Origin of the sequence: Nocardia vinacea (genome assembly GCF_035920345.1) — a bacterium.
Lineage (GTDB): Bacteria > Actinomycetota > Actinomycetes > Mycobacteriales > Mycobacteriaceae > Nocardia > Nocardia vinacea_A.
On sequence record NZ_CP109149.1, the window covers coordinates 2,315,979 to 2,339,729 of the forward strand.

Genomic DNA, 23,751 nt, shown 5'->3' on the forward strand with positions numbered 1-23,751 from the left:
GCACATCCACCCCGAGACCGCACGCACCACCGCCGACGACAACCAGGAGGCCACGGTGCAGATCGGCAAGCGCGTCGCCGCCGCGAGTTCCGAGTGCTCGGTTACACCTCGGTCGGCGCGGGCACCTTGTCGATATAGCGGCTCATCGCCCAGTTCAGCCCGCGCATCGCGAGGTTGTAGGACGGCGGGAAGTAGCGCTGCGCGAGATAGCCGACCCGGATATCCGGGGAGGTGAAGACCATGTACTTATTGCGCTCGACCCCGCGCACGATCGATCGGGCCGCCTGTTCCGGCGTGACCGCATGCCGCATGAACAGCGAAACCGCCTGCTGCACCGCCGCGCCCTGCCGATCGACGCCCGCGATATCCACGCTGTCCACCATCGGCGTCGCCATCGCGCCGGGGCAGACCAGGCTGACACCGATCCGGTGCTGTCGCAGATCGAAGCGCAGCACCTCCGAAACGCCACGCAAGCCGAACTTGCCCGCACTGTAGGGCGCATGCCAGGGGAGCCCGAACAGACCTGCGGCCGAGGCCACATTGACCAGATGTCCACCTCGCCCCGCCTCGATCATGCGCGGCACGAACTCCTCGATCACATGGATCGGGCCCATCAGATCGATATCGATGGTGCGCCGCCACTGCGTGTGCGTGAGCCGATCGACGGTCCCCCAGGTGGCAATGCCTGCCACATTCATCACGATATCGACGCTGTCCACCTCGGCGTGCGCCTTCGCGGCCAGCGCCACCACGGCGTCGTAATCGCTGACATCGGCGGGCGCGGCCAAGTGCACAACGCCACCTCGCGCGCGCACTTCATCGGCGGTGTTCTGCAGTCCAGCGTCATCGATATCGGTCAGGATGACCGATGCGCCCTTGGCGACAACCGCCAGCGCCGTACTGCGCCCCAATCCACTCGCCGCTCCGGTGATCAGGCAGCTCGTGCCGTGGAACTTCGTCATGAACCAAACGATAGACAATTACGAACACTGTTGTCTATAGATGCGATATCCATCTCGGACGCAACATTTGGCCACCGGTCGACAGATGCCGAGATGCGATTGATACACGGCTCGCTGAGCGATAGCTATCGACCATGAATCGCGCTCATGTCGACCCGGCTGAGCATCGCTGCCGTTCACAAAGACCGGCACCGGGGCGATATACAAGCGATGATGCCGATTAGATACCAGGGCCGATGGTCGGGAATATGGCCACGAAAAGCCCCTTGTCCGTGTTCACTGCGGTGGCATACTCGATTGCAGCGGCCAACGGCGCGCTCGCCCCGGTCCGATCGAGGCCTACGCACCAGCTTCAGCATGGCGCGGTTGCCGGGCGAACACTGGCGGACTCCAATGATCTTGGTGCGCCAGGAATGTTCGAGCACTCATCCCATGTTCCCAATATTGTTGCGTGTACAGGATCATCGGGAGGACCACATGGGGAACCTGTTCGGACCCGCCGGCCTAATGGGGGGCAGACGTGGCTGAGGGACGCGAAACGACGGCACGGAATTCCACGCTCGCCGGGTATCGCGATGCCTCGATCACCACCACACCGGCCATCCGCCCGCTGATCTCCATCGCCCTGTTGTTGATGAGTGTTGCGCTGGTCTACGAGGCCGGTCGCGCCGCACCCGGGGAGGACCACGGCTGGTTCATCGCCGTTTCGATCGCCGGACTGTTCGTGGTGCGCGGACTGCATCTGCGTCGGCCGATCACGTTGCCGCATTTCACCATCGCGGTCTTTGTGCTGGCGGCCGCCAACGCCGCCTATCGCGCCTCGCATCCGGGCTTCGGGTTCGTCTTCCTGGCCGCGACCGGATTTATCCTGATGCTGCCGCAGTCGAGTCGGCCCCAGCCCGAGCAGTTGTATAGGGTCGCCGAACTCGTCGGCCGAACCCGCCGCGATCCACTCGCCGCCTTCGCGCTGCATTCGTCGAAGTCCTATTACTTCAACGTGAATTCGAGTGCGGCGATCGGCTATCGGGCCCGCTTCGGGGTCGCGGTGGTCGCCGGTGATCCGATCGGCGATCGCGCCGACTTCCCGGCACTGCTCGCGGACTTCTCCGAATTCGCGGCGAATCACGGCTGGCGGATCGCGGTGCTCGGTGCCAGCCCGGATCTGGCCGAGATGTGGCAGCATCGGGCGATCGAACATCGGGGGTTGCGCGCGATTCCGGTCGGCCGCGATGTGGTCATCGATGTCGGGACATTCGCCATGGTCGGGCGTTCCTTCCGCAATCTGCGCCAAGGCGTGAGCCGCACCCAGAATTTCGGAGTGACCACCGAGGTCGTCAATGAGACCGACCTGACCGAACCGCTGCGGGCCGAACTGCTGGATATCGTCGACGAGTGGCGTACCGGCCGGCAGAATCGTGGCTTCTCGATGATCCTCGACCACCTGTTGGACGGGCGGAATCCCGGCATGCTGCTGGTGCTGGCCAGGGATGCGGACGGGCGCGTGGCGGGCTTCCAGCGCTACTGCGTCTCCGGCCGGGGCCGCGAGCTGAGCTTGGATGTGCCGTGGCGGCGCAAGGATGCACCGAACGGACTGGACGAGCGGATGATCATCGATCTCGTCGATCATGCCCGCGCGCAGGGCATCGAACGGATCTCACTGGCATTCGCCCCCTTCCCGGAGCTGTTCGCCGAGAAGGAGCGTTCGCGGACCGGGAAGCTGATCTATGTCCTCGTGCACCTGAGTGATCCACTGATCCGGCTGGAATCCCTGTACCGATTCCTGCGCAAGTTTCAAGCGATGTCGGACCAGCGGTTCGTGCTGATCCGGTGGCGCGAGGTGCTACTGGCTGCCGCGGCTCTGCTCACATTGGAATTCGTGCCGCACCGCAAACAGCATTAGTCGCGGACGGTAAGACCGATCGCCTTGGCGAATTCGGGTGCCAGATCGAGCAGTTGGAGCGGGGTGATGGTTGCCCCGCGCAAGGCATCGAGGCCCTCGGCGACACTGAGGTGCGCCGCACCGCGCAGGTCGACCTGTTGCAGTCGGGCACGGTTGATCAGCAGGCCTTCCACAGTGGTGCCGGGGAAGGTGACCTTGGTCAGCTCGGCATCACCGAAGTCGGTGTGGCGCAGCACGCAATCGACGAATTGCACCTCACGCAGTTTGGCCTTGCGGAAGTTCACGGAGTCGAATTTGCAGCCCTCGAAGCGCACTCGACGCAAGTTGGCACCGCCCGCATCGACGCCCGACAGCGCACCGGCGATCAATTCGACGTCCTGCCAGGAGGTATCGGACAGGTCGGTGCCGACCCAGCGCACATTGCGCTGCCAGACATCGGTGAAGCGGGAGAACCGGAGGCTGCCGCGGTTGATCGCGAACGAGGTGAAGACGGTTTCGGAGAACCTGGAATTGCCTGCCTCGATGTCATCGATGTCGTCGCCGGTGATGTGCACACAGTCGTAGTCGCCCTCGGGTTCGAGATCGCTCTCCAGCGGCGTGAGATAGCGCGCGTAGGGCAGATCCTCGAGTTCGTTGGGCACGGTTGACCTCCGGGTTCGGCGACGGTTCTCCTTGTCTACCAGTCGGATCCGACAGGTCACGGGTCGATGCGGTCCAGCAGCCAGCGTGGGCCCACCGATTCGGCGCCGAGGGCTTCGATTCGCTCGCGGAGTCCACGATCGGCCGTTACGACGGTGATCCTGTCCTTCTCGGTGGCGGCGGCCACGACGTCGACGATCGCGTCGTCTCCCGAACCGTCCGCCAGCACCACGCGCACGCCTTCGAATTCTTCGGATCCCGCGGCCTTCGCCGCCCCCTCCAGCACGACGACCACTTCGGCCGGTTGTGTGAGGTCCAGCGTGCTCAACCGCATGAGCAGCCGCCGAGCCGCCCCCGCACGATCGCGCCACCAGCCATCGGGACGCGAGCCCACGACATTCGCGGCATCGACGACGATCAGCATCGCTTCCTTTCTACTCATCGGTGCTGAGGCGGGTGGCGCGGGTGTGCAGGTAGCGCTGTTGCGGGAGGCTCATCGCCTGTTGTGCGGCAAGCAGATATGCCTCGCGGGCACCGGCCCGGTCTCCCATCGATTCCAACAGATGGGCACGGACCGCTGCCAGCCGGTGATCCCCCGCCAGCTTGCCGCTGTCGGCCAGATCGTCGACGAGCTTCAAACCGGCCAGCGGTCCGTGAGCCATGGCGACAGCCACGGCGTGGTTGAGGGCGATGATCGGATTGTCGACGAGAGCCAGCAGCCGTTCATAGAGCAGCATGATCTGCGGCCAATCGGTGGCCTCGTAGGTCCGCGCCTCATCGTGCAGCGCCGCGATGGCCGCTTGCAGCTGATACGGACCGGGGATGCCGTGCGGCAACGCCTCGGTGATCAGCGCGATACCTTCGGTGATGGCTTCGGTGTGCCAGAGTGCGCGGTTCTGATCTTCCATCGGAACGAGTTCGCCGGTGGGTCCGGTGCGGGCGGGTCGGCGGGCATCGGTGAGCAGCATCAGCGCGAGCAGGCCGGTGACTTCGGCATCATCGGGCAGCAGGCGGTGCACCAGACGGGTCAGGCGGATGGCCTCGGCGGAGAGTTCGACGCGGTGCAGGCTCGGTCCCGAGGTGCTGGCATAGCCCTCGGTGAAGATTAGATATAGCACGTGCAGCACGGCGGCCAGGCGCGCGTCGCGGTGGGCGCCGGCGGGTGGGGCGAAGCCGATACCGCTGTCCTTGATCATCTTCTTGGCGCGGCCGATGCGTTTGGTCATGGTCGCCTCGGACACCAGGAAGGCGCGGGCTATTTCGGTGGTGGTCAAGCCGCCGACCGCGCGTAACGTCAGTGCCACCTGCGCGGTCGGCGCGAGCGACGGGTGGCAGCACAGGAACAGCAGGACGAGGGTGTCGTCGGAGTCGGTGGGTTCGCGGTCGGCGGGCGGGGTGAGCCAGTCCTCGGGCAGTGCCCAGCGGGCCACGGTGTCCTCGCGCCTGCGGCGGGCCTGTTCATTGCGAAGCAGGTCGGTCAGGCGGCGTGCGGCGACGGTGATCAGCCAGGCGCGCGGGTTGTCCGGAATGCCGGCTTCGGGCCACTGGGTCGCAGCGGCGATCAGCGCCTCCTGGACCGCGTCCTCCGCGGTGTCGAAATGACCGTAGCGCCGAACCAGCGCGGCGAGGACCTGCGGTGCGCAGGTGCGCAGCAGGTCCTCGACCTCGGTATTCGACATCGGAAGGGGCTCAGCCGAATTCGGGGGCGGACTCCGCGATGGGCCGGACGTCGGCGTAGGCCGTATCGGCGATATGCGGCGGGGCCGGGCATTTGCTGAGTTCGGCCGCGATTTCGGTGGCGCGGTCGAAGCTCTCGCATTCGACGATCCAGTATCCGGCGAGCACCTCCTGCGTTTCTGCGTAGGGACCGTCGGTCACGAACGGTGCACCATTCTTGGTGGTGATGCGGCGGGTGTGCACCGGTTCGACCAGACCGCGCGTCTCGACCAACTCCCCGGATTCCGCCAACTTCTTGTTGAGGTTTCCCATGAACTCGGCCATGGCCGCGAAATCCTCGGCACTCCATGCGGGTTTTCCGGTGTCCTTGCCGACCATGCCGTCGTAGTCCTGCTGCGAGCCGTAGCTCAGGATCATGTATTTCACGACAACTCCTCCGCTCCGGCGGCGTCCGGGTGGCGCCGCTCGTCAGATACGTCGCAGCCGCTGACTATTCTCGGACATGTCCGCCGAAAAAACTTCCGACCGCAGCAGTTGGGTGTGCGCGCCGATCGCGCGAACCTGGTGAGAGCCCGCTGCGGTGGAGGCTGACATCGCGCAGCCGATCTGGCGACATCGCCCGGCAACAGCGGTCGACGTCTGGACGCCATGCATCGATGGCCGCCCGTGGCGTTCGAGGTCTCCGCTGCGCGCCGTAAGAGTCGACGATCATCCATCGTGGCCGCGGCATCCGAGCTGCCAGGTACGTCTACGGCCGCCGTAGGCAGCGCGACGCGTGACATGCTGGGGGACATGGTGATCGATGGATTTGTCGCGTCCGGGTTCGAGGCCGTGCGAGAGGTATTCGCGGCGAATTTCGCCGCGCAGGGAGATGTCGGAGCGGCGGTCGCGGTGTATCGGGATGGCCGACCGGTAGTGGATTTGTGGGGTGGGCTCGCCGATCCGGAGGGCGAACGGCCGTGGGAGCGCGACACGCTGCAACTGGTCTACTCGGCGACCAAGGGCGTCACCGCGACCGTCGCGCATCTGCTCGCCCAGCGTGGCGAGCTCGACCTGGACGCGCCGGTCGCGCAGTACTGGCCGGAATTCGCGGCGGCCGGTAAGAGCGATATCCCGGTGCGATGGTTGCTGACCCATCAGGCGGGGCTGGCTGCGTTGGATAAGCCGGTACCCCTGGCGGATGCGCTGGCCTGGGGACCTATGGTGGAGGCGCTCGCCGCGCAGACCCCGAACTGGCCGCCCGGCACCGCGCACGGATACCACGGGCGGACGTTCGCCTGGCTCGTCGGTGAGGTGATCCGGCGGGCGACGGGGCGCACCGTCGGGCGGATTCTGGCCGAGGATATCGCCGGACCGTTCGATGTCGACTTCTTCATCGGTTTGCCCGCGTCCGAACGGCATCGCGTCAGCCGACTTGTATTCGCGCCCAAGGTCGATCTGGCTACGGTCCCGGACGAGTTCATCCCGGAGGAATTCCGGCCGATGGTCGCCGCGATGCGTGATCCGGAGGCGCTGGTCAACCGCGCCTTCGAGGTCACCGATCCGGCCGATATCGATTTCAACGATCCCGCGGTACACGCCGCCGAGATCCCGTCCAGCAATGGCATCGGCACCGCGCGCGGCCTCGCCCGGCTCTATGCGGCGACCATCGGCGAGGTCGACGGCGCCTGCCTGCTGACCCCCGAAACCCGCGTCGCTGCAACACGCGAACAGGTCGCGGGCATCGACCGCGTCCTCATGCTGCCCGACCGCTACGCCACCGGGTACATGCTTCCCACCGAAGGTTTCCCACTCGGCGGCCCCAACGCCTTCGGCCATGCGGGCCGCGGTGGCTCCCTCGCCTTCGCCGATCCGGACACCGGCATCGCCTTCGCCTACGTCACCAACTACATCATCGAAGGCGCTCCGGACCTGCGTGCCCGCAATCTCGTCGACACGGTAACCAACGCCATCGCCTAGGCGGCGCACCGGTCTCGCGGTTCAGCGCAGGGTACGGATCCAACGCCGGGTGTCGGCCGGGTCGATGACGTCGTCGAGTTCCAGGACGGTGGCGGCGGTCAGGGCCTTGCCGTTGGCGTAGGCGAGCTGGACGAGGTTGTCGAAGGCCTCCTGGCGCTTATCGGGGTCTTCGATGGCCGCGAGTTCCTTGGCGAAGCCGAGCCGGACCGCACCCTCCAGGCCCATACCGCCGATTTCGCCGGTGGGCCAGGCGATTACGAAGCGCGGGGCGCGGAAGGAGCCCGCGGCCATGGCCTGTGCGCCGAGGCCGTAGCCCTTGCGGATGATGACGGTGCCCAGAGGGACGGTCAGCGCGGCGGAGTCGATGAACAGCTTGCTGAACTTGGTGACGGTCGCTTCCTTCTCCGCCTCGGGACCGACCATGAAACCCGGTGTGTCGCAGAGGGATACGAGCGGCAGGCCATGGGAATCGCAGAGTTGCAGGAATGCGCTGAGCTTCTCGGCGGCCGGGGCATCGATCGCGCCGCCGAGGTGGTGGCAGTCGTTGGCGATGAGGCCGAAGGGGCGGCCTTCGACGCGAACGAGTGCCGTGACCACGCCGACGCCCCAGTCCCGGCGCAGCTCCAGGACCGAGTCGACGTCGGCCACCGCGGCGATGACTTCGCGGATATCGAAGGCGCGCAGTCGATTCTCGGGCACCACGTGGCGGGCGATGCGCGGATCCGGTGCCGTCCAATCCTGCAGCGGCCCTTGGAAATACGAGAGATAACGACGGGCCGCGTCGACCGCGTCGACCTCATCGGCGGCGACGATGTGCACGACACCATTGCGGCGTTGGATGTCGATGGGGCCGATGTCTTCGGGTGCGTAGACGCCGAGTCCGCCGCCCTCGATCATTGCCGGACCGCCCATGCCGATATTCGCATCCGGGGTCGCGATGACCACATCACACATACCGAGCAGCGCCGCATTGCCCGCGAAGCAGCGTCCGGAGACGACACCTACCAGCGGAACTCGACCCGACAGTGCGCCCATCGCGCGGAAGGTGGTCACGTCGAGGCCCGAGATGCCCGAATAGTCGGTATCCCCCGGTCGCCCGCCGCCGCCCTCGGTGAAGAACACCACGGGCAGGCGCTGTTCGTGTGCGATTTCCAGCATGCGATCTGTTTTGGCGTGATTGCGCATGCCCTGGGTGCCGGCCAGCACGGTGTAGTCGTAGGACATGACCAGTGCGCGCGCGGCTTCCGCGCCGAATCGGTCGGCGTTGATGGTGGCAATGCCGCCGATCAGCCCGTCCGCGGGTGTGTTGGCGATCAGATCCTCGGGGCTGCGGCGTAGTCGCTGTGCGGCGACGGCGAGGGCGCCGTATTCGAGAAAGCTGTCGTCGTCGACGAGGTCGGCGATGTTCTCCCGGGCGGTACGGCGGCCCAGCTTATGCCTTTTCGCGACGGCGGCCGGGCGGCCCGCATCGAGTCCGATTCGATGCCGTTCGCGCACTTCAGCCAGATCCGCACGCACGGCATCCAGGTCGATCGCATCGATATCGGCGGCCGGTCCATCATGATCGGTCGCGACCCAAGTCAATAGCAATGCATGCGGATCGACCGTCGCACCCGGTGTCACCAGATGGCGCGATACCCGCAGCGGCTGCTCGGCCCGCAGCACGTGCTGCATTTTCATTGCCTCGAGCACAACGACTTCCGCACCGGCCGGAACAATGCGGCCCGGCTCCGCCAAGCTCACGACGGTACCGCCCATCGGCGAGCGCATACCCTGCTCATCATCTTCGAGCGCAACCTGGATATCGGCCGCCGGATCTGCTGCCGCCCGGTTTCGATGCTCGGCGAGCGCATGCGCCGGATTCGAGTCGACCGCGCGCCGGGCCGCAATAGGCGCGTAATCACCTGCCCGACCGACAAGTTCGCCGATAACCTCCTCGAACCACGAAGTGGAAACACCGGCACCATCGGCAAGCTGATCCAACACCGCACGCAGCAGACTCGTGTTGGTATCGACACCGGCAACCACGGTTTCCGCCAACGCATCCGAACACCGCCGCACCGCAGCCGAATACGTCGGCCCCTGCGCAATAACCTTCGCCAGCAACGAATCGAACTGTGCCCCCTGCCGCATGCCCGTGAACGCCGCGGTATCCACCCGAACGCCCACCCCGGTCGGCGCGGCGAATTCCGTCAGCACACCGGAACTCGGCAGAACCTCCCCGTCCGCCGTGACCATCTCGGCATTGACGCGCGCCTGCACCGCGAACCCCCGCACAAAGCCATTCGCTCGAACATCACGACCCGTCGTGTCCGGCGCGAGGTCGCCGAGAGCGAGGTCGTGCAGGGCAGTGCCCCGGGCGAGATCGAGTTGGACTGCTACCAGGTCTACGCCGGTTACCGCCTCGGTGACGGTGTGTTCGACCTGGAGGCGCGGGTTGACCTCGAGGAACCAGGCATCGGTGGCGGTGACCAGGAATTCGACGGTGATCACGCCGCGGCAGGAGACCGATTCGGCTATGCGGATGGCGTCGCGGTGGAGTCGTTCCCGAAGGGCAGCAGGCAGATTCGGTGCCGGGGCGATTTCGATGAGTTTCTGATGGCGGCGTTGGATGCTGCAGTCACGGTCGCCGAGGGTGACGGCTCGGTGTCCATCCGCGATGACCTGGACCTCGATATGGCGCGCTTGGGCGGCCAGCGCTTCGGCGTATACGGTGTCATCGCCGAAACCGGCGCGAGCTTCGGCTCGGCAGCGGTCGAGTGATTCGGCGAGAGTGTCCGCAGTGCGGACCGCACGCATGCCACGTCCGCCGCCACCGGCTGCGGCCTTCAGCATCACACCGCTCGGGTGGTCGGCGAAGAACGCGGAAATTTCAGCCAGGTCCGCGCCGACGGACGTTGCGGGCAGGACCGCGACTCCGACCTGTCGTGCGGCGTCGCGTGCCGACAGCTTATTGCCGAAGATGCGCAGCACCTCGGGCGAGGGCCCGACGAATACCAGACCGGCGGCGGCGCATGCTGCCGCGAAATCGGCACTCTCACTGAGGAATCCGTAGCCGGGATGCACCAGTGCATCGGCACCGGCCCCCTTGGCCGCGGCGACCGCAGCGGCGATGTCGAGATATGCGGCGGCACCCATGCCCGGCAGTTGGACCGCGTCATCAGCCAGGCGCACCGGCAGGGCCGTCGCCTCTTCGCCGGTATAGAGCGCGAGGGTGGTGTAATTCCGCTCGCGTGCCGTCCGGATCACCCGGACCGCCACCTCACCCCTGTTCGCCACCACCACATGCATGCCGACAGTCTGCTTTGACATTGACGTCAATGTCAACGACGATGATTCCATGACACAGGCAGGCTGGTCGGTGCGTGCGGCGCGGGAACGATCCAATACCGATCGCCATCGCGCGCTGCTCGATGCCGCCGCCCGCGTCTTCGCCGAACGCGGCTACGAGAAGACCACCGTCGCCGATATCACCTCCGCCGCAGGCGTTTCCCGCGCGACGATGTATGTCTACTTCGCCTCCAAGGACGAAATCTTCCTCGCCCTCGCCGCCCGGGTCCGCGACGATTTCCTCGCCGCCCAGGAACCCGATATCGATACCGACGATCCCCGAGTAATGCTGGCCGCCACCATCGATGCCTTCGCCGCCGCGGTCGGCAATGCCGGACCCATGCTGCGCCTCATCGATGAACGAGGTGCCGTCGACGACCGAGTCGCCGTACTCGCCCAGGAAATCGCCGAACGGCCCATCCGCCGCTTCACCCGCTACCTCGAACGCCTCCACACCGCAGGCCACATCTCTCCCACCGTCCCGCCACGAATCATCGCCGAAACCATCGGCTACGCCCTGACCCGCGGCACCCTCACCCGCGCAGACGCCACCCCACGCGCCCGCGCCACCTACCTCGCCCACATGCAGACGGTTGCCGAAACCCTGTTGTCCCCAACCTGATTCACCCGGATCCCGGATGTACCCCCTGTCGCCACCAGCCGAATTTGCCGCATCGAAGTGACCTCAGGCCCGCGCCACCCGCCTGGCTCGCATGTGCACGCTGACTGCCATTCGGGCTGTCGTCAACGACTGTGTCACCAGGTACACGAACGCTCCCGAAATCCGGTCGCGGGAGGTTGGCGCGGTGTAGCTGCCCTACGGCGAGGTCAAGCTCAACATGACCAGCCGGCTCACCCTCGGCGGACGTTCGGGAGCGGTCGATTCCTTTCTGCGGCGGCCGGGGTCTACATGGTGGAGGCGTAGCCCGCGCGACAGGCCGGTCTCGATCATGTACGCCGAGAAAGAAAGGCTGATCGCCGATGAGCATTCCCGCGACCATGCGCGCGCTGCAGCAGACCTCCCTCAATGGCCCGCAGGACATGCGTCTGATCACCGACGCGTCGGTGCCGAGCCCCGGTCCGGGCGAGGTTCTGATCCGCGTCACCGCAGCCGGTGTCAATTTCGCCGACATCTCGAAGTCCCACGGCACGTTCGGGGACGGTCCGCGGCCACCGTACCTGGCGGGTTTCGAGGCCGCCGGTGAGGTTGTCGCGGTGGGCGAGGCGGTGACCAGCCCGCAGCCGGGGACTCGCGTCGTCGGCGTCGGAGACGGCGCTTTCGCCGAGTACATGGTGCTGCCCGCGGCCGCGGCGGTGCCGGTACCACCCAGCTGGACGGAGCAGCAGGCGCTGGGGCTGATGGTCAACTGGCCCACCGCGCTGGCCGCCCTGAAGCTTCTGGGCGGCATCACGGCCGGGCAGACCGTGCTGATCCACGCCGCGGCGGGCGCGACCGGTCAGGCCGCGGTCGCCATCGCCAAGCACTATAGCGCGACAGTCGTCGCCACCGCCTCGCCGGCCAAGCACGAGACAGTGCTGGCTCTGGGCGCCAACCACGTTCTGGACTCCCTCCGCGGCGATCTCGCCGCCGAGGTGTTGAGGCTGACCGGCGGAGCCGGCGTCGATGTGGTGCTGGAATCGGCAGGCGGTGCCACCTTCGAGGCCAGTCTGGCCGCCGCCAAGCGGGTCACCGGTCGGGTCGTCGTCTACGGCTTGGCGGGCGGTGAAGCCGCGATCACCAACTGGGATCTGGTGTACAAGCATCAGGTCCACCTCGTCGGTCTCAACATCGGCGTGCTGATCCAGGCCGCACCGCAGATCTTCGGCGAGGTCATGGGTGAGATGTCCGCGCTGATAGCCGCTGGTGTGCTTGCCCCCGTCCAGCCCACCGCCTATGACTTGGCCGACGGCCCGAAAGCGTTGGCCGAACTGGAGACCAGGGCCACCATCGGCAAGCTGGCCCTGCTGCCTTGAAAGCCCGAATCGCGTGCGGTCCTGGTCGGTTCCTACCGAAACCTCCGCTGCCCGGCGCGGCCGGCGAAGCAGGAAAGGAAATAGGACGATGCGCAATCCGTATTCGATGCCGGTCCGCGCCAACGTTCGGCCCGTCATAAACGCGCAGCGATCGACCGCGCTGCCACGATCCAGCCCATCCTCCAGTACCGAGCCGGGTGACCCCGCACACCGGAAATGCCCATGACAGGAGTTGAAAACCGATGACCGCAACCAGTGGACCGGCCAGCAAGCAGAAGGCGCGAATCGTCGTGATGTATGACACTCCCTCCGATATCGACGCGTTCGAACGTCACTACACCGATGTCCACATCCCGTTGGCGAAACAGTATCCAGGCCTGCGTCGTTACACGCGCAGTCACGAGCCGGCAGCCGTGATCGGCGAGCCGTGCTACATGATCGTGATGCTGGACTGGGACGATCTGACTGCCTTGGAAGCCGCGCTCGGATCCGACATCGGCCGGCGCACCGCCGAGGACGCCGCAGCGAACCTGGCTCGCTACGCGACCTTCCGCGGCATGATTCTGCAGCTCAACGAAGTCTGATCGCTAGGCTGGCGGCGTGACATCGCATCTGCGGGCGGCACCGGATCGAGACCAGTTCACCGTCGAGACCGAACGGTTCCGCCGGGAGCTGTTGGCGCACTGCTACCGCATGGTCGGCTCGGCGCACGACGCCGAGGACTTGGTGCAGGAGACCTATCTGCGGGCGTGGCGGTCCTACTCCGGATTCGAGGGCCGGGCGTCGATTCGTTCCTGGCTCTACAAGATCGCCACGAACGTCTGTCTGAAGGCGTTGGAGCGGCGTCGGATTCGGGTATTGCCGTCAGGTCTGGCCGGCCCGTACGACGGACCTGATCGTGCGCCGAGTCCCGTTGCGCCGGGGGAGGTCTCGTGGCTGGAGCCGCTTCCTGACGCACGGATCGCCCCACTCGATGGCGATCCGGCCGCGGTGGTGGTCCAACGCGAATCGCTGCGGCTGGCGCTCATCGCCAGCCTGCAGCATCTGCCTGCCCGCCAGCGAGCGATCCTCATCCTGCGCGAGGTGCTGGCGTTCTCTGCGGCCGAGACCGCGGAGATCCTCGGCACCACCACTGCGGCGGTCAAGAGCGGCCTGCAGCGGGCCCGCGCCCGGCTGGACGAGTTGGAGCCCGAGCCGGAGAAACTGCTCGAGCCGACCGACCAGCGGGCGCGGGCGCTGCTCGACGGCTATATCGCGGCGTTCGAGCGCTCCGACGCGGGCCTGCTCGAACAGGTGCTGCGCATCGACGCCACGCTGGAGGCGACGCCGTTCGGCGACTGGCAGTCGGGCCGGGCGACATGTATCCACATACTCGATGCGTACGTGCTGGGCACGCCCGGCGATTGGCGGATGATCGCGACCACCGCCAACGGACAGCCGGCCGCCGTCGTGTACCACCGGGACGCGGACGGCACGCTGCGAGGCGACGGAGTTGTGGTGCTGGCACCCACCGCCACCGGCGTCTCCCACGTGATCAAGTTCCACGATCCGGCGCTGGTCACAACGTTCGGCTTCCCGGACGCGCTCGCGCACTGACCCGCCGCGGTCGTTCCACTTCCAAGGAAGTGGAACAACACCGCGGCGAAATCACGAATAAGACCGGCATCGACCCACGCCACGTGGTTCAACGGCAATGGCGCAACTCAGCTGTGCGCCTAGGCGATCCGCTTGCGCGCCTGGCCTCTCGGTTTGCGGTCGGGCCGGGCGGCACTTGCTGCGCCGTCGAAGGTGAGTACCCCGTCCTCCAGTTGCCCTTTGCGTAGTAGCGCGCGGTCGCGGAAGTAGTTGTTGATGACCTGCCAGGGGCCGCGGGCGCCCTGGCGGGGCATGACGCCGTCGCCGCGTTGGATGTAGCCGGAGGTCAGGGCGCCGCCCATCAGTGACCGATCGGAGCGGTCGGCGTCTTCGGCGATCGCGACGACCTTGGTGTAGCCGTGGGCCTTCATGTGGTTGAGGAGGCGGCAGAAGTATTCGGCGGCCAGATCTGCCTTCAGCGTCCACGATGCGTTCGTGTAGCCGAGGACCAGCATCGCGTTGGGAATGCCGTCGAGCAGGGTGCCTTTATAGACCACATGCTCGCGGGTCGACACCGGCTCGCCGTCCACATCCAGCGCCGCGCCGCCGAGGATCTGCACGGTGAGACCGGTCGCGCTGATGACGATATCGGCGGGCAGTTCCTCCCCGGATGCGAGCCGAATGCCGGTTTCGGTGAAGCGGTCGATGTGATCGGTGACGATCGATGCCTTACCGCTGCGCAGCACCTTGAACAGGTCGCCGTTCGGGACGACGCACAGCCGCTGGTCCCACGGGTTGTACGACGGCGTGAAATGCCGCATATCGATCTGCTTGCCGAGTTGCATCCGCACCGCGGCGAGCAGCAGCTTCTTCGACAACTCGGGATTGGTGCGCGAGAGCTGGAAGCTGGCCCGCTGCAACGCGATATTGCGCGCACGTCCGGTCCGATAGGCGATCTTCTCCGGCACCCGCGCGTACTTCATGCCGACCGCGACCGGGTCATCGGCGGGCAGCGCGGTGATGTAGGTGGGCGAGCGCTGCAGCATGGTGATGTGCGCGGTGTCGTCGGCCATCGCAGGAACCAGCGTGATCGCGGTCGCGCCGCTACCGATCACCACGACGCGCTTTCCGCGGTAGTCGAGTCCCTCCGGCCAGTGCTGTGGGTGCACGATCTGCCCGCGGAAGTCCGCCTCGCCCGGGAACTGCGGGCGGTATCCGTTGTCGTAGTCGTAGTAGCCGGTGCAGCCGACGAGGAAGTTGCTGGTGTAGATCTCGGTCTCGCCGGTCTGCTCGTCGAGCGCCTCGACGGTCCACAGCTCGGCCTCGCTCGACCAGCTGGCCTTGGTCATCTTGCGCCCGAACCGTATGTGCTCGGTGACGCCGTATTCCGCGGCGGTGTCCTCGATGTACTGGCGGATGTGCGGCCCGTCGGCGAGCACCTTGGTGCCGATCCACGGACGGAAGCCGAAGCCGAAGGTCAACATGTCGGAGTCGGAGCGGATGCCCGGGTACCGGAACAGATCCCAGGTCCCGCCGATGGCGGTACGGCGTTCCAGGATCGTATAGCTGCGTCCGGTCTGCTCGCGGGTGAGATGGCACGCCATCCCGATGCCGGACAGGCCCGCGCCGATGATCAGTACGTCGACATGCCGCGTCATTGAGGTAATCCGTTTCGTCTGCTCTCACCCGGGCACCCTTGCCCGACCGTCTCCCAAGGTTACCTGTTATTCACAGTAACGTCTAGATGCTCTCCTTCGAGAATGCGCCCGGCGGCGGACCTCTCTCGCCAGCGGCATGGTGATCAATCGTCCAAGTGTCGCTTGCCCGACAATTGCGGCGAGATGCGGATGGCGTGCGTTGCAGCAGTGCACACGGTGCGCAACTGCGCACCACGCATTCGCGGCCATGGATTGCTTGCTGATCGCCCCGGCGTCAACCCCGCCAACTCCGCCGACCACAATGGATAGCCGACTCCGCCGGTCGGCCGGAGCCAGAGCACGCAGTAAGGAAGTTCATGACAAGCCCAACCCGATGGCGCCGCCGCCTGCCCGACGCCGCGACGAGCCCTGCGGCCGGGTCGCCGACCCTGAAGCGCAGTCTGGGGCGGATCGACCTCACGGCCATGGGTGTGGGCACGATCGTCGGGGCGGGCATCTTCGTCATCACCGGTGTCGCCGCCGCCGAGAAGGCCGGGCCGTCGATTGTGCTGTCGTTCCTGCTGGCCGGAACCGTCTGCGCGCTGGTCGCGCTCTGCTACAGCGAACTCGCGGCAATGACGCCGGTCTCCGGCAGTGCCTACACCTACACCTATGCCACCCTCGGCGAAGGTCCGGCGTTCCTGGTCGGCTGGAATCTGCTGCTCGAATTCGTCATCGCGGGCGCGGCCGTGGCGATCGGCTGGTCCGGCAGCGTCGTCTCGGCGCTGGACACCATGTTCGGACTCACGCTGCCCGCCGCGATCACGGCGGGCCCGTCCGAGGGCGGCATCGTCAACCTGCCCGCCGTGCTCATCATCGGTGTCATCGTCGCGGTCCTCGTCGGCGAGGTCACACTGACGGCCCGGATCACCAAGGCGCTGGTTGCCGTGACTATCGGCGTGCTGGTCCTGGTCGTCGCGATCGGTGCACCGCATATCGACATCGGCAACTGGACCCCGTTCGCGCCATTCGGATTCGGCGGCATCATCGGCGGCGCCGCCATCGCGTTCTTCGCCTTCCTCGGATTCGACGTGGTCGCCGCATCCGCCGAGGAGGCGCGCAACCCCCGCCGCGATATCCCGTTCGCGATCATCGGCACGGTCCTCATCGCCACCCTGCTCTACGCACTGGTCAGCGCTGTACTCACCGGCATCGCACCGTTCGCCACCCTGAACAACGCCTCGCCGATCGCGACCGCCTTCGGAAATCTGCGCATCGGCTGGATCGGCAATGTCATCGTTATCGCCTCGATCATCGCGCTCACGAAGGGCCTGTTGCTGATCGTCTACGCGCAGGTCCGGCTGATGTTCGCGATGTGCCGCGATCGCCTGCTGCCACGCGGACTGGCCGAAACCGGTAAGCGCGCCACCCCGGTCCGGCTGACCCTGCTGCTCGGCGTCGTCTGCGCGACCATTGCCGGTCTGCTGCCGATCGATATCGTCGTGGAATTGGTGAATATCGGCGCGCTGTCGGCATTCGCCGTCGTTTGTGTCGGTGTGCTGGTGCTGCGAAAGCTGGAACCGAATCGGGAGCGGCCGTTCCGCACCCCATTGGTGCCGCTGGTGCCGATTCTCGCGCTGATCGGCTGCGTACTGCTGGCAACCACCTTGGACGGGCTGACCTGGGTGCGCTTCGCGGTCTGGGTGCTCGTCGGCATTGCGGTCTACCTGGGCTACGGCCGTAAACGCTCCACCCTCGCCGCCCCGACCATAACTGACTCAACGGTTTCTGCCGATCGGTAACCGGCGCGAAATTCGCCATTGGGATCTTGCACGAATGCATTCCGAAATATTGCGTCCTCGTGGCGGATTCGGCACGCTCTCTGGGTAAGAGCCACGGCGCACACCCTCGCGGCCGGGCCGGAGAGGACGACGACCCGATATGTCCGATGACGAGAAGCAGATCCGGATCCTGATCGAGCGGTGGGCGGCGGCGGTGCATACCGGCGATCTGGCCGGCGTACTCGCCGATCACGCCGACGATATCGTGATGTTCGATGTCCCCCCGCCGAATGAAGGTGTGCGCGGCATCGACGCCTACCGGGATATCTGGCCCGGCTTCTTCGAATGGCAGGCATCGGGTGCGACATTCGACATCGTTTCGCTGGAGGTAGAAGCGGGTGCAGACGTGGCATTCGCGCATGCGCTGCTGCTGTGCGGCACCGCGGAGGATTTCGCCCGCGATCCGGCCAAGCGCCTGCGGATCACCTTCGGCCTGCGCAAACAGTACGGACGCTGGGTCGTGGTGCACGAGCACCACTCCTTCCCCGACGACACTGCGGAACCCGAGGCCTGAGCTCGAGCCGGTTCGCTACGGTGGCATCGAGCGCAACGATGCAGCGACCGCCGGTGGCGTGGTGCACCGTTGCCGCGAATACGGCATCGAGTGCACCGGGAGTTCCACGTGAATCAGCCTGATAGCGAAGCCTTTTCGAACCATGCGGGCGCCCGCCCCGCGGCCTGGTACGAGAACTGGACAGAGGTACCCGATTCGCCGTGGCGGGATCGCCCCGAGCCCGCCGGCGAACGCGAGTACCGCACACTCACCTATGAGCGCGACGGGCGCATCGCACGCATTACCTTCAACCGCCCGGAGAAGGGCAATACGATCACCCCGGATACCCCGGTCGAACTCGCGCATGCGGTCGAGCGGGCCGATCTGGATCCGCGGGTGCACGTCATCCTGATATCCGGGCGCGGCAAGGGTTTCTGCGGCGGCTATGACCTGGATATGTTCGCCGAACAGGGCAGCCACGGTGTCGACGGCACGATCGACACCACCGGTACCGTGGCCGATCCGGTGGTACAGGCGGTCAATCACAATCCCTGGGGCACTTGGGATCCGATGATCGACTACGCCATGATGAGCCGGTTCAACCGCGGTTTCGCCAGCCTCATGAACGCGAACAAGCCGACCGTCGCGAAATTGCACGGCTTCGCGATCGCGGGCGGCACCGATATCGCGCTCTACTCCGACCAGATCATCTGCGCCGACGACACCAAAATCGGCTATCCGCCTACCCGGGTGTGGGGTATTCCGGCGGCGGGCATGTGGGCGCATCGCCTCGGCGATCAGCGCGCCAAGCGGCTGCTGTTCACCGGTGACTGCATCAGCGGAAAGCAGGCCGAGGAATGGGGCCTCGCGGTCGAATCATGTCCGGCCGATGAACTCGACGAGCGCGCCGAGGCATTGGTGGCACGCATCGCACGCATGCCGATCAACCAGTTGATGATGGCCAAACTGGCGCTCAATTCCGCGCTGCATTCGCAGGGCGTGACGAATTCCGCAATGGTCAGCACGGTATTCGACGGGATCTCGCGGCACACGCGCGAGGGTTACGCCTTCCAACTGCGTTCGGCCACCGTGGGTTTCCGCGAGGCCGTGCGCGAACGCGACGAACCATATGGCGACTACAAGCGCGCCCAGTTCCGCGCCGAGGAATAACGCGCTCAGCGCGTATAGCGGTGCTTCACCCCGATCGGGAAGTAGTCCGGATCGCCGGTGGGGCGTAGCTCGACATGCGGCAGGTGACGTTCGGGCGGAACGTAATGCGCGTATTCGCTATTGCGGCGCAGCAATTCGTCGCGAACCGATTCGGCGACACGTCGAGTGCGTTCGGGGGTATTCGACTCGTCGGGGACCAGTTCCACAGTGACGCGCAACGTCCGATCGTGATCGGCGTTCTCCCACACCTCCAGCACGAACTTCCCGGTCACCCATTCGCTGATGCCCGGCTGTTCCAGCCCGATCGTCACCGTCTCCGGAAAGACGTTCGCCCCGAATATCGATACCGCGTGCAGCGACCGCCCGAAGACATAGACGAACGGCAGCTCGGGTCCGGTTTCGGCACCGAGGTCGAGGCCGTGGGCGGCACAGAACGCGAGCATATCCGCATGCGAGACCACGCCACCGTCGTCGGCGATGTGATAGCGGATCAGCGGCACCACCTGATCGACGTGCGAACCCAACTCCGGGATCACCCGCAGGATCTCCGCTTTGTTATTGCCCGGCGCGACGATCGTCAACGGCAGCTCCACCGCCAATGCCCGCAGGCAGGAGAGCGTATACAGCCCGCCGACCCAGGTTCCCAGCGGGAAGCACACCACCGCAAGGGTGCGCGTCGTCGCGGCGCCGAAACCGTGGACGAGCACCTGCGCGAACCGGCGCGTCGAGGCCGCCTCGTCCGCCGCGGTGCGCGGCCAGAAGGTCGGCGTACCAGTCGATCCCGATGACACCGCGATCAGATCGCAGTTGGTGAGATCGCCACCGCGGCAGCGGTCCGGTAGCGGATAGCGATGGTGGTAATTGGCCTTGGTCGTCAACGGCAACTGCTGGAAGGCCGCGGCGTCGGTGATCTTCTCCGGATCGATGCCGTGCGCGTCCAGAAATGCCCGATACGCGGGCACGGTGGCCACCGTCCGCGCTACCGAGTCGAGTATGTGTCGATTCGGATCGACTGGCATCTGGCGCCCCTCTCTCCCCGTTCGCCGCTTCAACGCTACTGGTGTCGGATGCACGACAGGCGCGATCGTCCGATACTTCTTCCACGGCGTGGTCCCCGAACGCGGCACTCCGCTGCCACGATTGATACCGGAAACGGCGGGGTCGTGGCGCTCGATAGTTATTTCGAGAACGGGAGGACTGGGGGATGTCGGATATGCGCGCGGAATTCGGGGTGCTCGGACCGGTGCAGTTGACGATCGATGAGGTCGCGCAACCGCTCGGTGGTGTCAAACAGCGTGCGGTCTTGGCGTATCTGGTGGTCAATGCGAACCGGCCGGTGTCGACGGAGGCGCTGGCACAGGCGGTATGGGAGGAGAATCCGCCGCCGGATATCCGGATCAGCCTGCACACCATCGTGTCGAATCTGCGAAAGCCGTTGCGGGATGCCGGGCTCGACGCGCGCACGATCCTGTCGCGCGCCGGCACGGGCTACCGGATCACAGTGCCCGCGGACAGCTGCGATGTCCAGCGGTTCCGTAGGCGCAAGGAATCCGGATTGCGGGCCATGGCCGCGGGCCGGTTCTCGGTGGCCAGCGAGGTGCTCTCCAGCGCGCTCGGACAGTGGCGCGGCACCGCACTGGCGGACCTGCAGGGCCTCGGCTTCGCCGATGCCTTCGCCACCGCCCTGGACGACGAACGGATCGGCGTCATCGAAGCCCGCGCCCAGGCCGAGATCGCGCAGGGCCGGGCCGATGGCGTCATCACCGAGCTGGCCGAACTGGCCGATAGATATCCGCTGCGCGAACCGCTGTGGGAGCAGCTGATCACCGCGCTGTACGTGAGCGGTCGACAGAGCGACGCACTCGAGGCGCTGCGCCGATTGCGGGTGACGCTCGTCGATGAACTCGGCATCGATCCGGTGGCCTCGATTCGCGAACTCGAAGGCAAGATGCTGCGCCAGGAACCGCTCACCCCGCCCGCCGATGCCGTCGCATCCGCACTGCGCGTCACCACCGTCGTCGACCTGATAGCGCCCGGATCCCAAGCGTACCTGCGGGATTCGACCGGGCAGACGTTCCCGATCACCGGCCCGTTCACCCGCATCGGCCGACTGCCCGATAACGACATCGTGCTCGACGACGGCAAGGTCAGCCGTCATCACGCGGTGATCGTCAGCAATGGGGTGACGTGCGTGCTGAAGGATCTGTTGTCCTCGAACGGTGTGTTCGTCGGCGGGGTTCGGGTCATCGACGGCGCCGCGCTCACCGATGGTGTGACGATCCGTATCGGCGATACCGAATTCACCTTCGGCGTCATGCCGCACAACTAGTTGACGTGCGTATCGAACCAGTCCCGCAGTTGGGCTTCGGTTTTCGGTCCGGGGAGCGGGTTTTCCGGTACCAGCGTGCAGAACTGAGCGATCAGGTGGGCATCGGAGTACACGGCGATGAGGCAGGTCCGGGTGCCGAGATCCGGATCGTTGTCCAGGAAGCAGAAGAATCGGCCGATGTCCTTGCCCCCGCTGCGCCACACCTCGTCGGCGCCGCCGCCACCGCAGCTGTGTCCGCCGAGCACCCCGAGGTCGGCCCGGTACAGGGTGTCGGCCGACTGGCTGTCCGGGAATCCGTAGAACAGTGCGGCGGGATAGTCGGGCGGGGTACTGCACGCGATGGCGGCGATCACCGTGCCGCCGGGCGGCGGCACGTGCCGACAGTTCCCCGGACCGTAGGCATTGCCGAGATGCCCGAGGACAACGCGGTCCTCGGGGGTGAAAAAGTCCGGGTCACGCGCGGCTTCGGCGGTCAGGAACTGGGAGGCGGCGGACTTGGACACGTAGTCGCGCAGCGGCTGGTCGCTCGGCGACGGCCAGATGAAGAAAGCCAGTGCCAGCTGGGGCTCATCGGTCAGCAGCAGGGATGGTTTCGGCACGTCGGGTGCATCGGCGCGGTTGGCGATGCACGCCTTGCGACCGATCTCCTTGCCCTCGTACATCACCGGGCCGTCCGGCCCGGCGGGGTCGCCCGGGCAGTTCGTGCCCTGGAAGGTGCGGATCAGGAGGTTGTAGTAGTCGCGCAGTGCGTCGAGATTGCGGAAACGCATGTATCTGACCGCCGACTCACTGGCCGCGGGGTGGTCCGGGCAGAAGATGACCGCGACGGTGGTGGAGGTATCGGGCTGCTCATGCTGGCAGGTGGATCGTTTGCGGCCGGTCTGGGCGACGACCTTCAGCAGATCGATATCCGCGTCGCGCAGTGCGGTGGCGTCGGCGACCGCGGTGCCCTTACGATCGCCGAGCAAGGTCCAGGCTCCGAATCCTGCCCCCGCGGCGATCACGGCGGCGAGTGCCAGGACGAGCGCGGTCAGCATGCGGCGTCGGCGGCGCGGTTCGGCCACCGTGACACCCTGTGTATCGCGTGTCTCGGCTTCGGGCTGCGCGACATCGGATGGCTCCGTATCCGGTTTCCGAGCAACGGATAACAGGTCGTCACGAGTCGCGGTATCGGGTGAACTGACTTGTCCTGTTTCACTATTCGAGGTTCGTTCGTCGGTCGCGGATACCGCCGTATGTCCTTCGGTAACCGCGCCCGCACTCGTCAGCGCCGCCTCCGCCGCATGTGCGAGGTCCCCTGCGGCCCGGTAACGTTCGCGCACGTTCTTTGCCATGCCGCTCTCGATGACGGCATCGAGCGCGGGCGTCACATTCGGCCGGATCGTGCTCGGTCGCGGCACCGGCTCGAACAGATGTGCGCTGATTATCTCGGCATCGGTGGTGCCCCGATACGGCCGTGCGCCGGTGAGGCATTCATAGAGCACGCACGCCAGTGAGTAGACGTCGACCGCGGGCGTGGTGTGCTCGGCCCGGAACCGTTCCGGCGCCATATAGCTGAACGAACCGATCACCGCACCGTGGGTGGTCAGCCGATGATCGGCATCCGAATGCGCGATACCGAAGTCGACCAGATAGGCGAAACCATCCGGCGTGAGCAGAATATTGTCCGGTTTGACGTCACGGTGGACCAGTCCTTCGGCATGTGCGGCATCCAATGCCGAGGCGATCTGCCGGATCACCGCCACCGCCTGCGGCGCCGGCATCGGCCCGTTGCTCTGCAGTACCGACGGCAGGCTGGCACCGTCCACCAGGCGCATATCGATGTAGAGGCGGCCGTCGATCTCGCCGTAATCGTGAATCGGGATGACATGCGGTTCGCGCAGTCGCGCGGCGGCGTCGGCCTCGCGCTGGAACCGCTCGCGGTACCCCTCGTCCTGCGCTAGCCGTTCGAGGAGCACCTTGATCGCCACACTGCGGCGCTTGCGCATGTCGTAGGCCTCGTAGACCTCGCCCATGCCTCCGCGCCCGAGCAGCCGATCCAGCCGGTAGTGCCCGAATATCGAGCCCACGGTCAGTGGCTGACGCTGGCTCGTCATCTCGTCCTCCGCGATGCAGACCGGAGCCCTTCGCTGTCGGTCAACTGTAAGGTCGGCGACCTGCTTTTCGCGCCGCCTGCGGAAATGTTCCCCCTGATTGATCTTCGCCGTGCCCTCTTTGGTTAACCGCCGGTGCTGTCGCGCGGCGAATCGGGTGCCGACGATAGAG

Annotated in this window: 19 protein-coding genes; 10 read left to right on the plus strand and 9 right to left on the minus strand. The window is 66.2% G+C overall.

Going from position 1 to position 23,751, the window contains the following annotated elements; all coding sequences use genetic code 11:
- Window positions 1–101 precede the first annotated feature (101 nt).
- Entirely contained in the window at window positions 102–962 is an 861-nt protein-coding gene (locus OIE68_RS10950) for an SDR family oxidoreductase (protein WP_327099272.1), read from the minus strand.
- 520 nt (window positions 963–1,482) lie between these two features.
- On the opposite strand from OIE68_RS10950, the gene OIE68_RS10955 reads away from it, so the two are divergent.
- On the plus strand, window positions 1,483–2,862 hold the full coding sequence (locus OIE68_RS10955; protein ID WP_327099273.1) for a bifunctional lysylphosphatidylglycerol flippase/synthetase MprF: 1,380 nt from the start codon (window positions 1,483–1,485) through the stop codon (window positions 2,860–2,862).
- Here the strand turns inward: OIE68_RS10955 and OIE68_RS10960 are convergent.
- Genes OIE68_RS10960 through OIE68_RS10975 form a run of 4 tightly spaced genes read right to left on the minus strand, consistent with a single transcriptional unit; the run spans window position 2,859 to window position 5,595 of the window.
- Complete coding sequence (locus OIE68_RS10960) at window positions 2,859–3,503, minus strand: pentapeptide repeat-containing protein (RefSeq protein ID WP_327099274.1); 645 nt, start codon at window positions 3,501–3,503, stop codon at window positions 2,859–2,861. The genes OIE68_RS10955 and OIE68_RS10960 overlap by 4 nt on opposite strands.
- Window positions 3,504–3,559: 56 nt before the next feature.
- On the minus strand, window positions 3,560–3,943 hold the full coding sequence (locus OIE68_RS10965) for an NYN domain-containing protein (protein ID WP_327099275.1): 384 nt from the start codon (window positions 3,941–3,943) through the stop codon (window positions 3,560–3,562).
- Window positions 3,936–5,180, minus strand: coding sequence for an RNA polymerase sigma factor (locus tag OIE68_RS10970; RefSeq protein WP_327099276.1), 1,245 nt, complete (start codon window positions 5,178–5,180; stop codon window positions 3,936–3,938). Before OIE68_RS10970 ends, OIE68_RS10965 begins: the two co-directional genes overlap by 8 nt.
- 10 nt (window positions 5,181–5,190) lie before the next feature.
- Entirely contained in the window at window positions 5,191–5,595 is a 405-nt protein-coding gene (locus tag OIE68_RS10975; RefSeq protein ID WP_245721211.1) for a YciI family protein, read from the minus strand.
- 375 nt (window positions 5,596–5,970) lie between these two features.
- On the opposite strand from OIE68_RS10975, the gene OIE68_RS10980 reads away from it, so the two are divergent.
- On the plus strand, window positions 5,971–7,137 hold the full coding sequence (locus OIE68_RS10980; RefSeq protein WP_327099277.1) for a serine hydrolase domain-containing protein: 1,167 nt from the start codon (window positions 5,971–5,973) through the stop codon (window positions 7,135–7,137).
- 21 nt (window positions 7,138–7,158) lie between these two features.
- On the opposite strand, the gene OIE68_RS10985 is transcribed toward OIE68_RS10980, so the two are convergent.
- Window positions 7,159–10,428, minus strand: coding sequence for an acetyl-CoA carboxylase family protein (locus OIE68_RS10985; protein WP_327101633.1), 3,270 nt, complete (start codon window positions 10,426–10,428; stop codon window positions 7,159–7,161).
- 49 nt (window positions 10,429–10,477) lie between these two features.
- Here OIE68_RS10985 and OIE68_RS10990 point away from each other — a divergent pair, with 49 nt between their 5' ends.
- The 4 genes from OIE68_RS10990 (at window position 10,478) to OIE68_RS11005 (ending at window position 14,037) form a co-directional block, all read left to right on the plus strand.
- Window positions 10,478–11,089 (plus strand): helix-turn-helix domain-containing protein, encoded by a 612-nt coding sequence (locus OIE68_RS10990; RefSeq protein ID WP_327099278.1) that lies wholly within the window; start codon window positions 10,478–10,480, stop codon window positions 11,087–11,089.
- Between the two features lie 359 nt (window positions 11,090–11,448).
- Window positions 11,449–12,441, plus strand: a complete 993-nt coding sequence (locus OIE68_RS10995; RefSeq protein ID WP_327099279.1) for a zinc-binding dehydrogenase — start codon at window positions 11,449–11,451, stop codon at window positions 12,439–12,441.
- A 242-nt stretch (window positions 12,442–12,683) separates the two neighbouring features.
- The gene (locus tag OIE68_RS11000) at window positions 12,684–13,025 is read left to right on the plus strand and encodes an EthD family reductase (protein WP_327099280.1); all 342 of its coding nucleotides are present in this window, start codon (window positions 12,684–12,686) and stop codon (window positions 13,023–13,025) included.
- Between the two features lie 28 nt (window positions 13,026–13,053).
- The gene (locus OIE68_RS11005; RefSeq protein WP_419150763.1) at window positions 13,054–14,037 is read left to right on the plus strand and encodes a sigma-70 family RNA polymerase sigma factor; all 984 of its coding nucleotides are present in this window, start codon (window positions 13,054–13,056) and stop codon (window positions 14,035–14,037) included.
- Window positions 14,038–14,156: 119 nt separating this feature from the next.
- On the opposite strand, the gene OIE68_RS11010 is transcribed toward OIE68_RS11005, so the two are convergent.
- Window positions 14,157–15,674, minus strand: coding sequence for an NAD(P)/FAD-dependent oxidoreductase (locus OIE68_RS11010; RefSeq protein WP_327099282.1), 1,518 nt, complete (start codon window positions 15,672–15,674; stop codon window positions 14,157–14,159).
- A 356-nt stretch (window positions 15,675–16,030) separates the two neighbouring features.
- On the opposite strand from OIE68_RS11010, the gene OIE68_RS11015 reads away from it, so the two are divergent.
- From OIE68_RS11015 to OIE68_RS11025, 3 genes are all read left to right on the plus strand, one after another.
- On the plus strand, window positions 16,031–17,455 hold the full coding sequence (locus OIE68_RS11015) for an APC family permease (RefSeq protein WP_327099283.1): 1,425 nt from the start codon (window positions 16,031–16,033) through the stop codon (window positions 17,453–17,455).
- 139 nt (window positions 17,456–17,594) lie between these two features.
- Window positions 17,595–18,008 carry a YybH family protein gene (locus OIE68_RS11020; RefSeq protein WP_327099284.1) on the plus strand — a complete coding sequence of 138 codons (414 nt, stop codon included), beginning with the start codon at window positions 17,595–17,597 and terminating at the stop codon, window positions 18,006–18,008.
- A 108-nt stretch (window positions 18,009–18,116) separates the two neighbouring features.
- Window positions 18,117–19,157 (plus strand): crotonase/enoyl-CoA hydratase family protein, encoded by a 1,041-nt coding sequence (locus OIE68_RS11025; RefSeq protein WP_327099285.1) that lies wholly within the window; start codon window positions 18,117–18,119, stop codon window positions 19,155–19,157.
- Between the two features lie 5 nt (window positions 19,158–19,162).
- Here OIE68_RS11025 and OIE68_RS11030 read toward each other — a convergent pair whose 3' ends face one another.
- The gene (locus tag OIE68_RS11030; protein WP_327099286.1) at window positions 19,163–20,176 is read right to left on the minus strand and encodes a hypothetical protein; all 1,014 of its coding nucleotides are present in this window, start codon (window positions 20,174–20,176) and stop codon (window positions 19,163–19,165) included.
- A gap of 185 nt (window positions 20,177–20,361) precedes the next feature.
- On the opposite strand from OIE68_RS11030, the gene OIE68_RS11035 reads away from it, so the two are divergent.
- Entirely contained in the window at window positions 20,362–21,486 is a 1,125-nt protein-coding gene (locus OIE68_RS11035; RefSeq protein ID WP_327099287.1) for a BTAD domain-containing putative transcriptional regulator, read from the plus strand.
- Here OIE68_RS11035 and OIE68_RS11040 read toward each other — a convergent pair.
- The gene (locus OIE68_RS11040; RefSeq protein ID WP_327099288.1) at window positions 21,483–23,582 is read right to left on the minus strand and encodes a serine/threonine-protein kinase; all 2,100 of its coding nucleotides are present in this window, start codon (window positions 23,580–23,582) and stop codon (window positions 21,483–21,485) included. The genes OIE68_RS11035 and OIE68_RS11040 overlap by 4 nt on opposite strands.
- Window positions 23,583–23,751: the final 169 nt, after the last annotated feature.

Bases quoted from the DNA above. Each gene is read 5' to 3' on its own strand.
- OIE68_RS10950 (WP_327099272.1), bottom strand. From the start codon at position 962: ATGACGAAGTTCCACGGCACGAGCTGCCTGATCACCGGAGCGGCGAGT.
- OIE68_RS10965 (WP_327099275.1), bottom strand. From the start codon at position 3,943: ATGAGTAGAAAGGAAGCGATGCTGATCGTCGTCGATGCCGCGAATGTC.
- OIE68_RS10970 (WP_327099276.1), bottom strand. From the start codon at position 5,180: ATGTCGAATACCGAGGTCGAGGACCTGCTGCGCACCTGCGCACCGCAG.
- OIE68_RS10975 (WP_245721211.1), bottom strand. From the start codon at position 5,595: ATGATCCTGAGCTACGGCTCGCAGCAGGACTACGACGGCATGGTCGGC.
- OIE68_RS10980 (WP_327099277.1), top strand. From the start codon at position 5,971: ATGGTGATCGATGGATTTGTCGCGTCCGGGTTCGAGGCCGTGCGAGAG.
- OIE68_RS10985 (WP_327101633.1), bottom strand. From the start codon at position 10,428: ATGCATGTGGTGGTGGCGAACAGGGGTGAGGTGGCGGTCCGGGTGATC.
- OIE68_RS10990 (WP_327099278.1), top strand. From the start codon at position 10,478: ATGACACAGGCAGGCTGGTCGGTGCGTGCGGCGCGGGAACGATCCAAT.
- OIE68_RS10995 (WP_327099279.1), top strand. From the start codon at position 11,449: ATGAGCATTCCCGCGACCATGCGCGCGCTGCAGCAGACCTCCCTCAAT.
- OIE68_RS11000 (WP_327099280.1), top strand. From the start codon at position 12,684: ATGACCGCAACCAGTGGACCGGCCAGCAAGCAGAAGGCGCGAATCGTC.
- OIE68_RS11010 (WP_327099282.1), bottom strand. From the start codon at position 15,674: ATGACGCGGCATGTCGACGTACTGATCATCGGCGCGGGCCTGTCCGGC.
- OIE68_RS11015 (WP_327099283.1), top strand. From the start codon at position 16,031: ATGACAAGCCCAACCCGATGGCGCCGCCGCCTGCCCGACGCCGCGACG.
- OIE68_RS11020 (WP_327099284.1), top strand. From the start codon at position 17,595: ATGTCCGATGACGAGAAGCAGATCCGGATCCTGATCGAGCGGTGGGCG.
- OIE68_RS11030 (WP_327099286.1), bottom strand. From the start codon at position 20,176: ATGCCAGTCGATCCGAATCGACACATACTCGACTCGGTAGCGCGGACG.
- OIE68_RS11035 (WP_327099287.1), top strand. From the start codon at position 20,362: ATGTCGGATATGCGCGCGGAATTCGGGGTGCTCGGACCGGTGCAGTTG.
- OIE68_RS11040 (WP_327099288.1), bottom strand. From the start codon at position 23,582: ATGACGAGCCAGCGTCAGCCACTGACCGTGGGCTCGATATTCGGGCAC.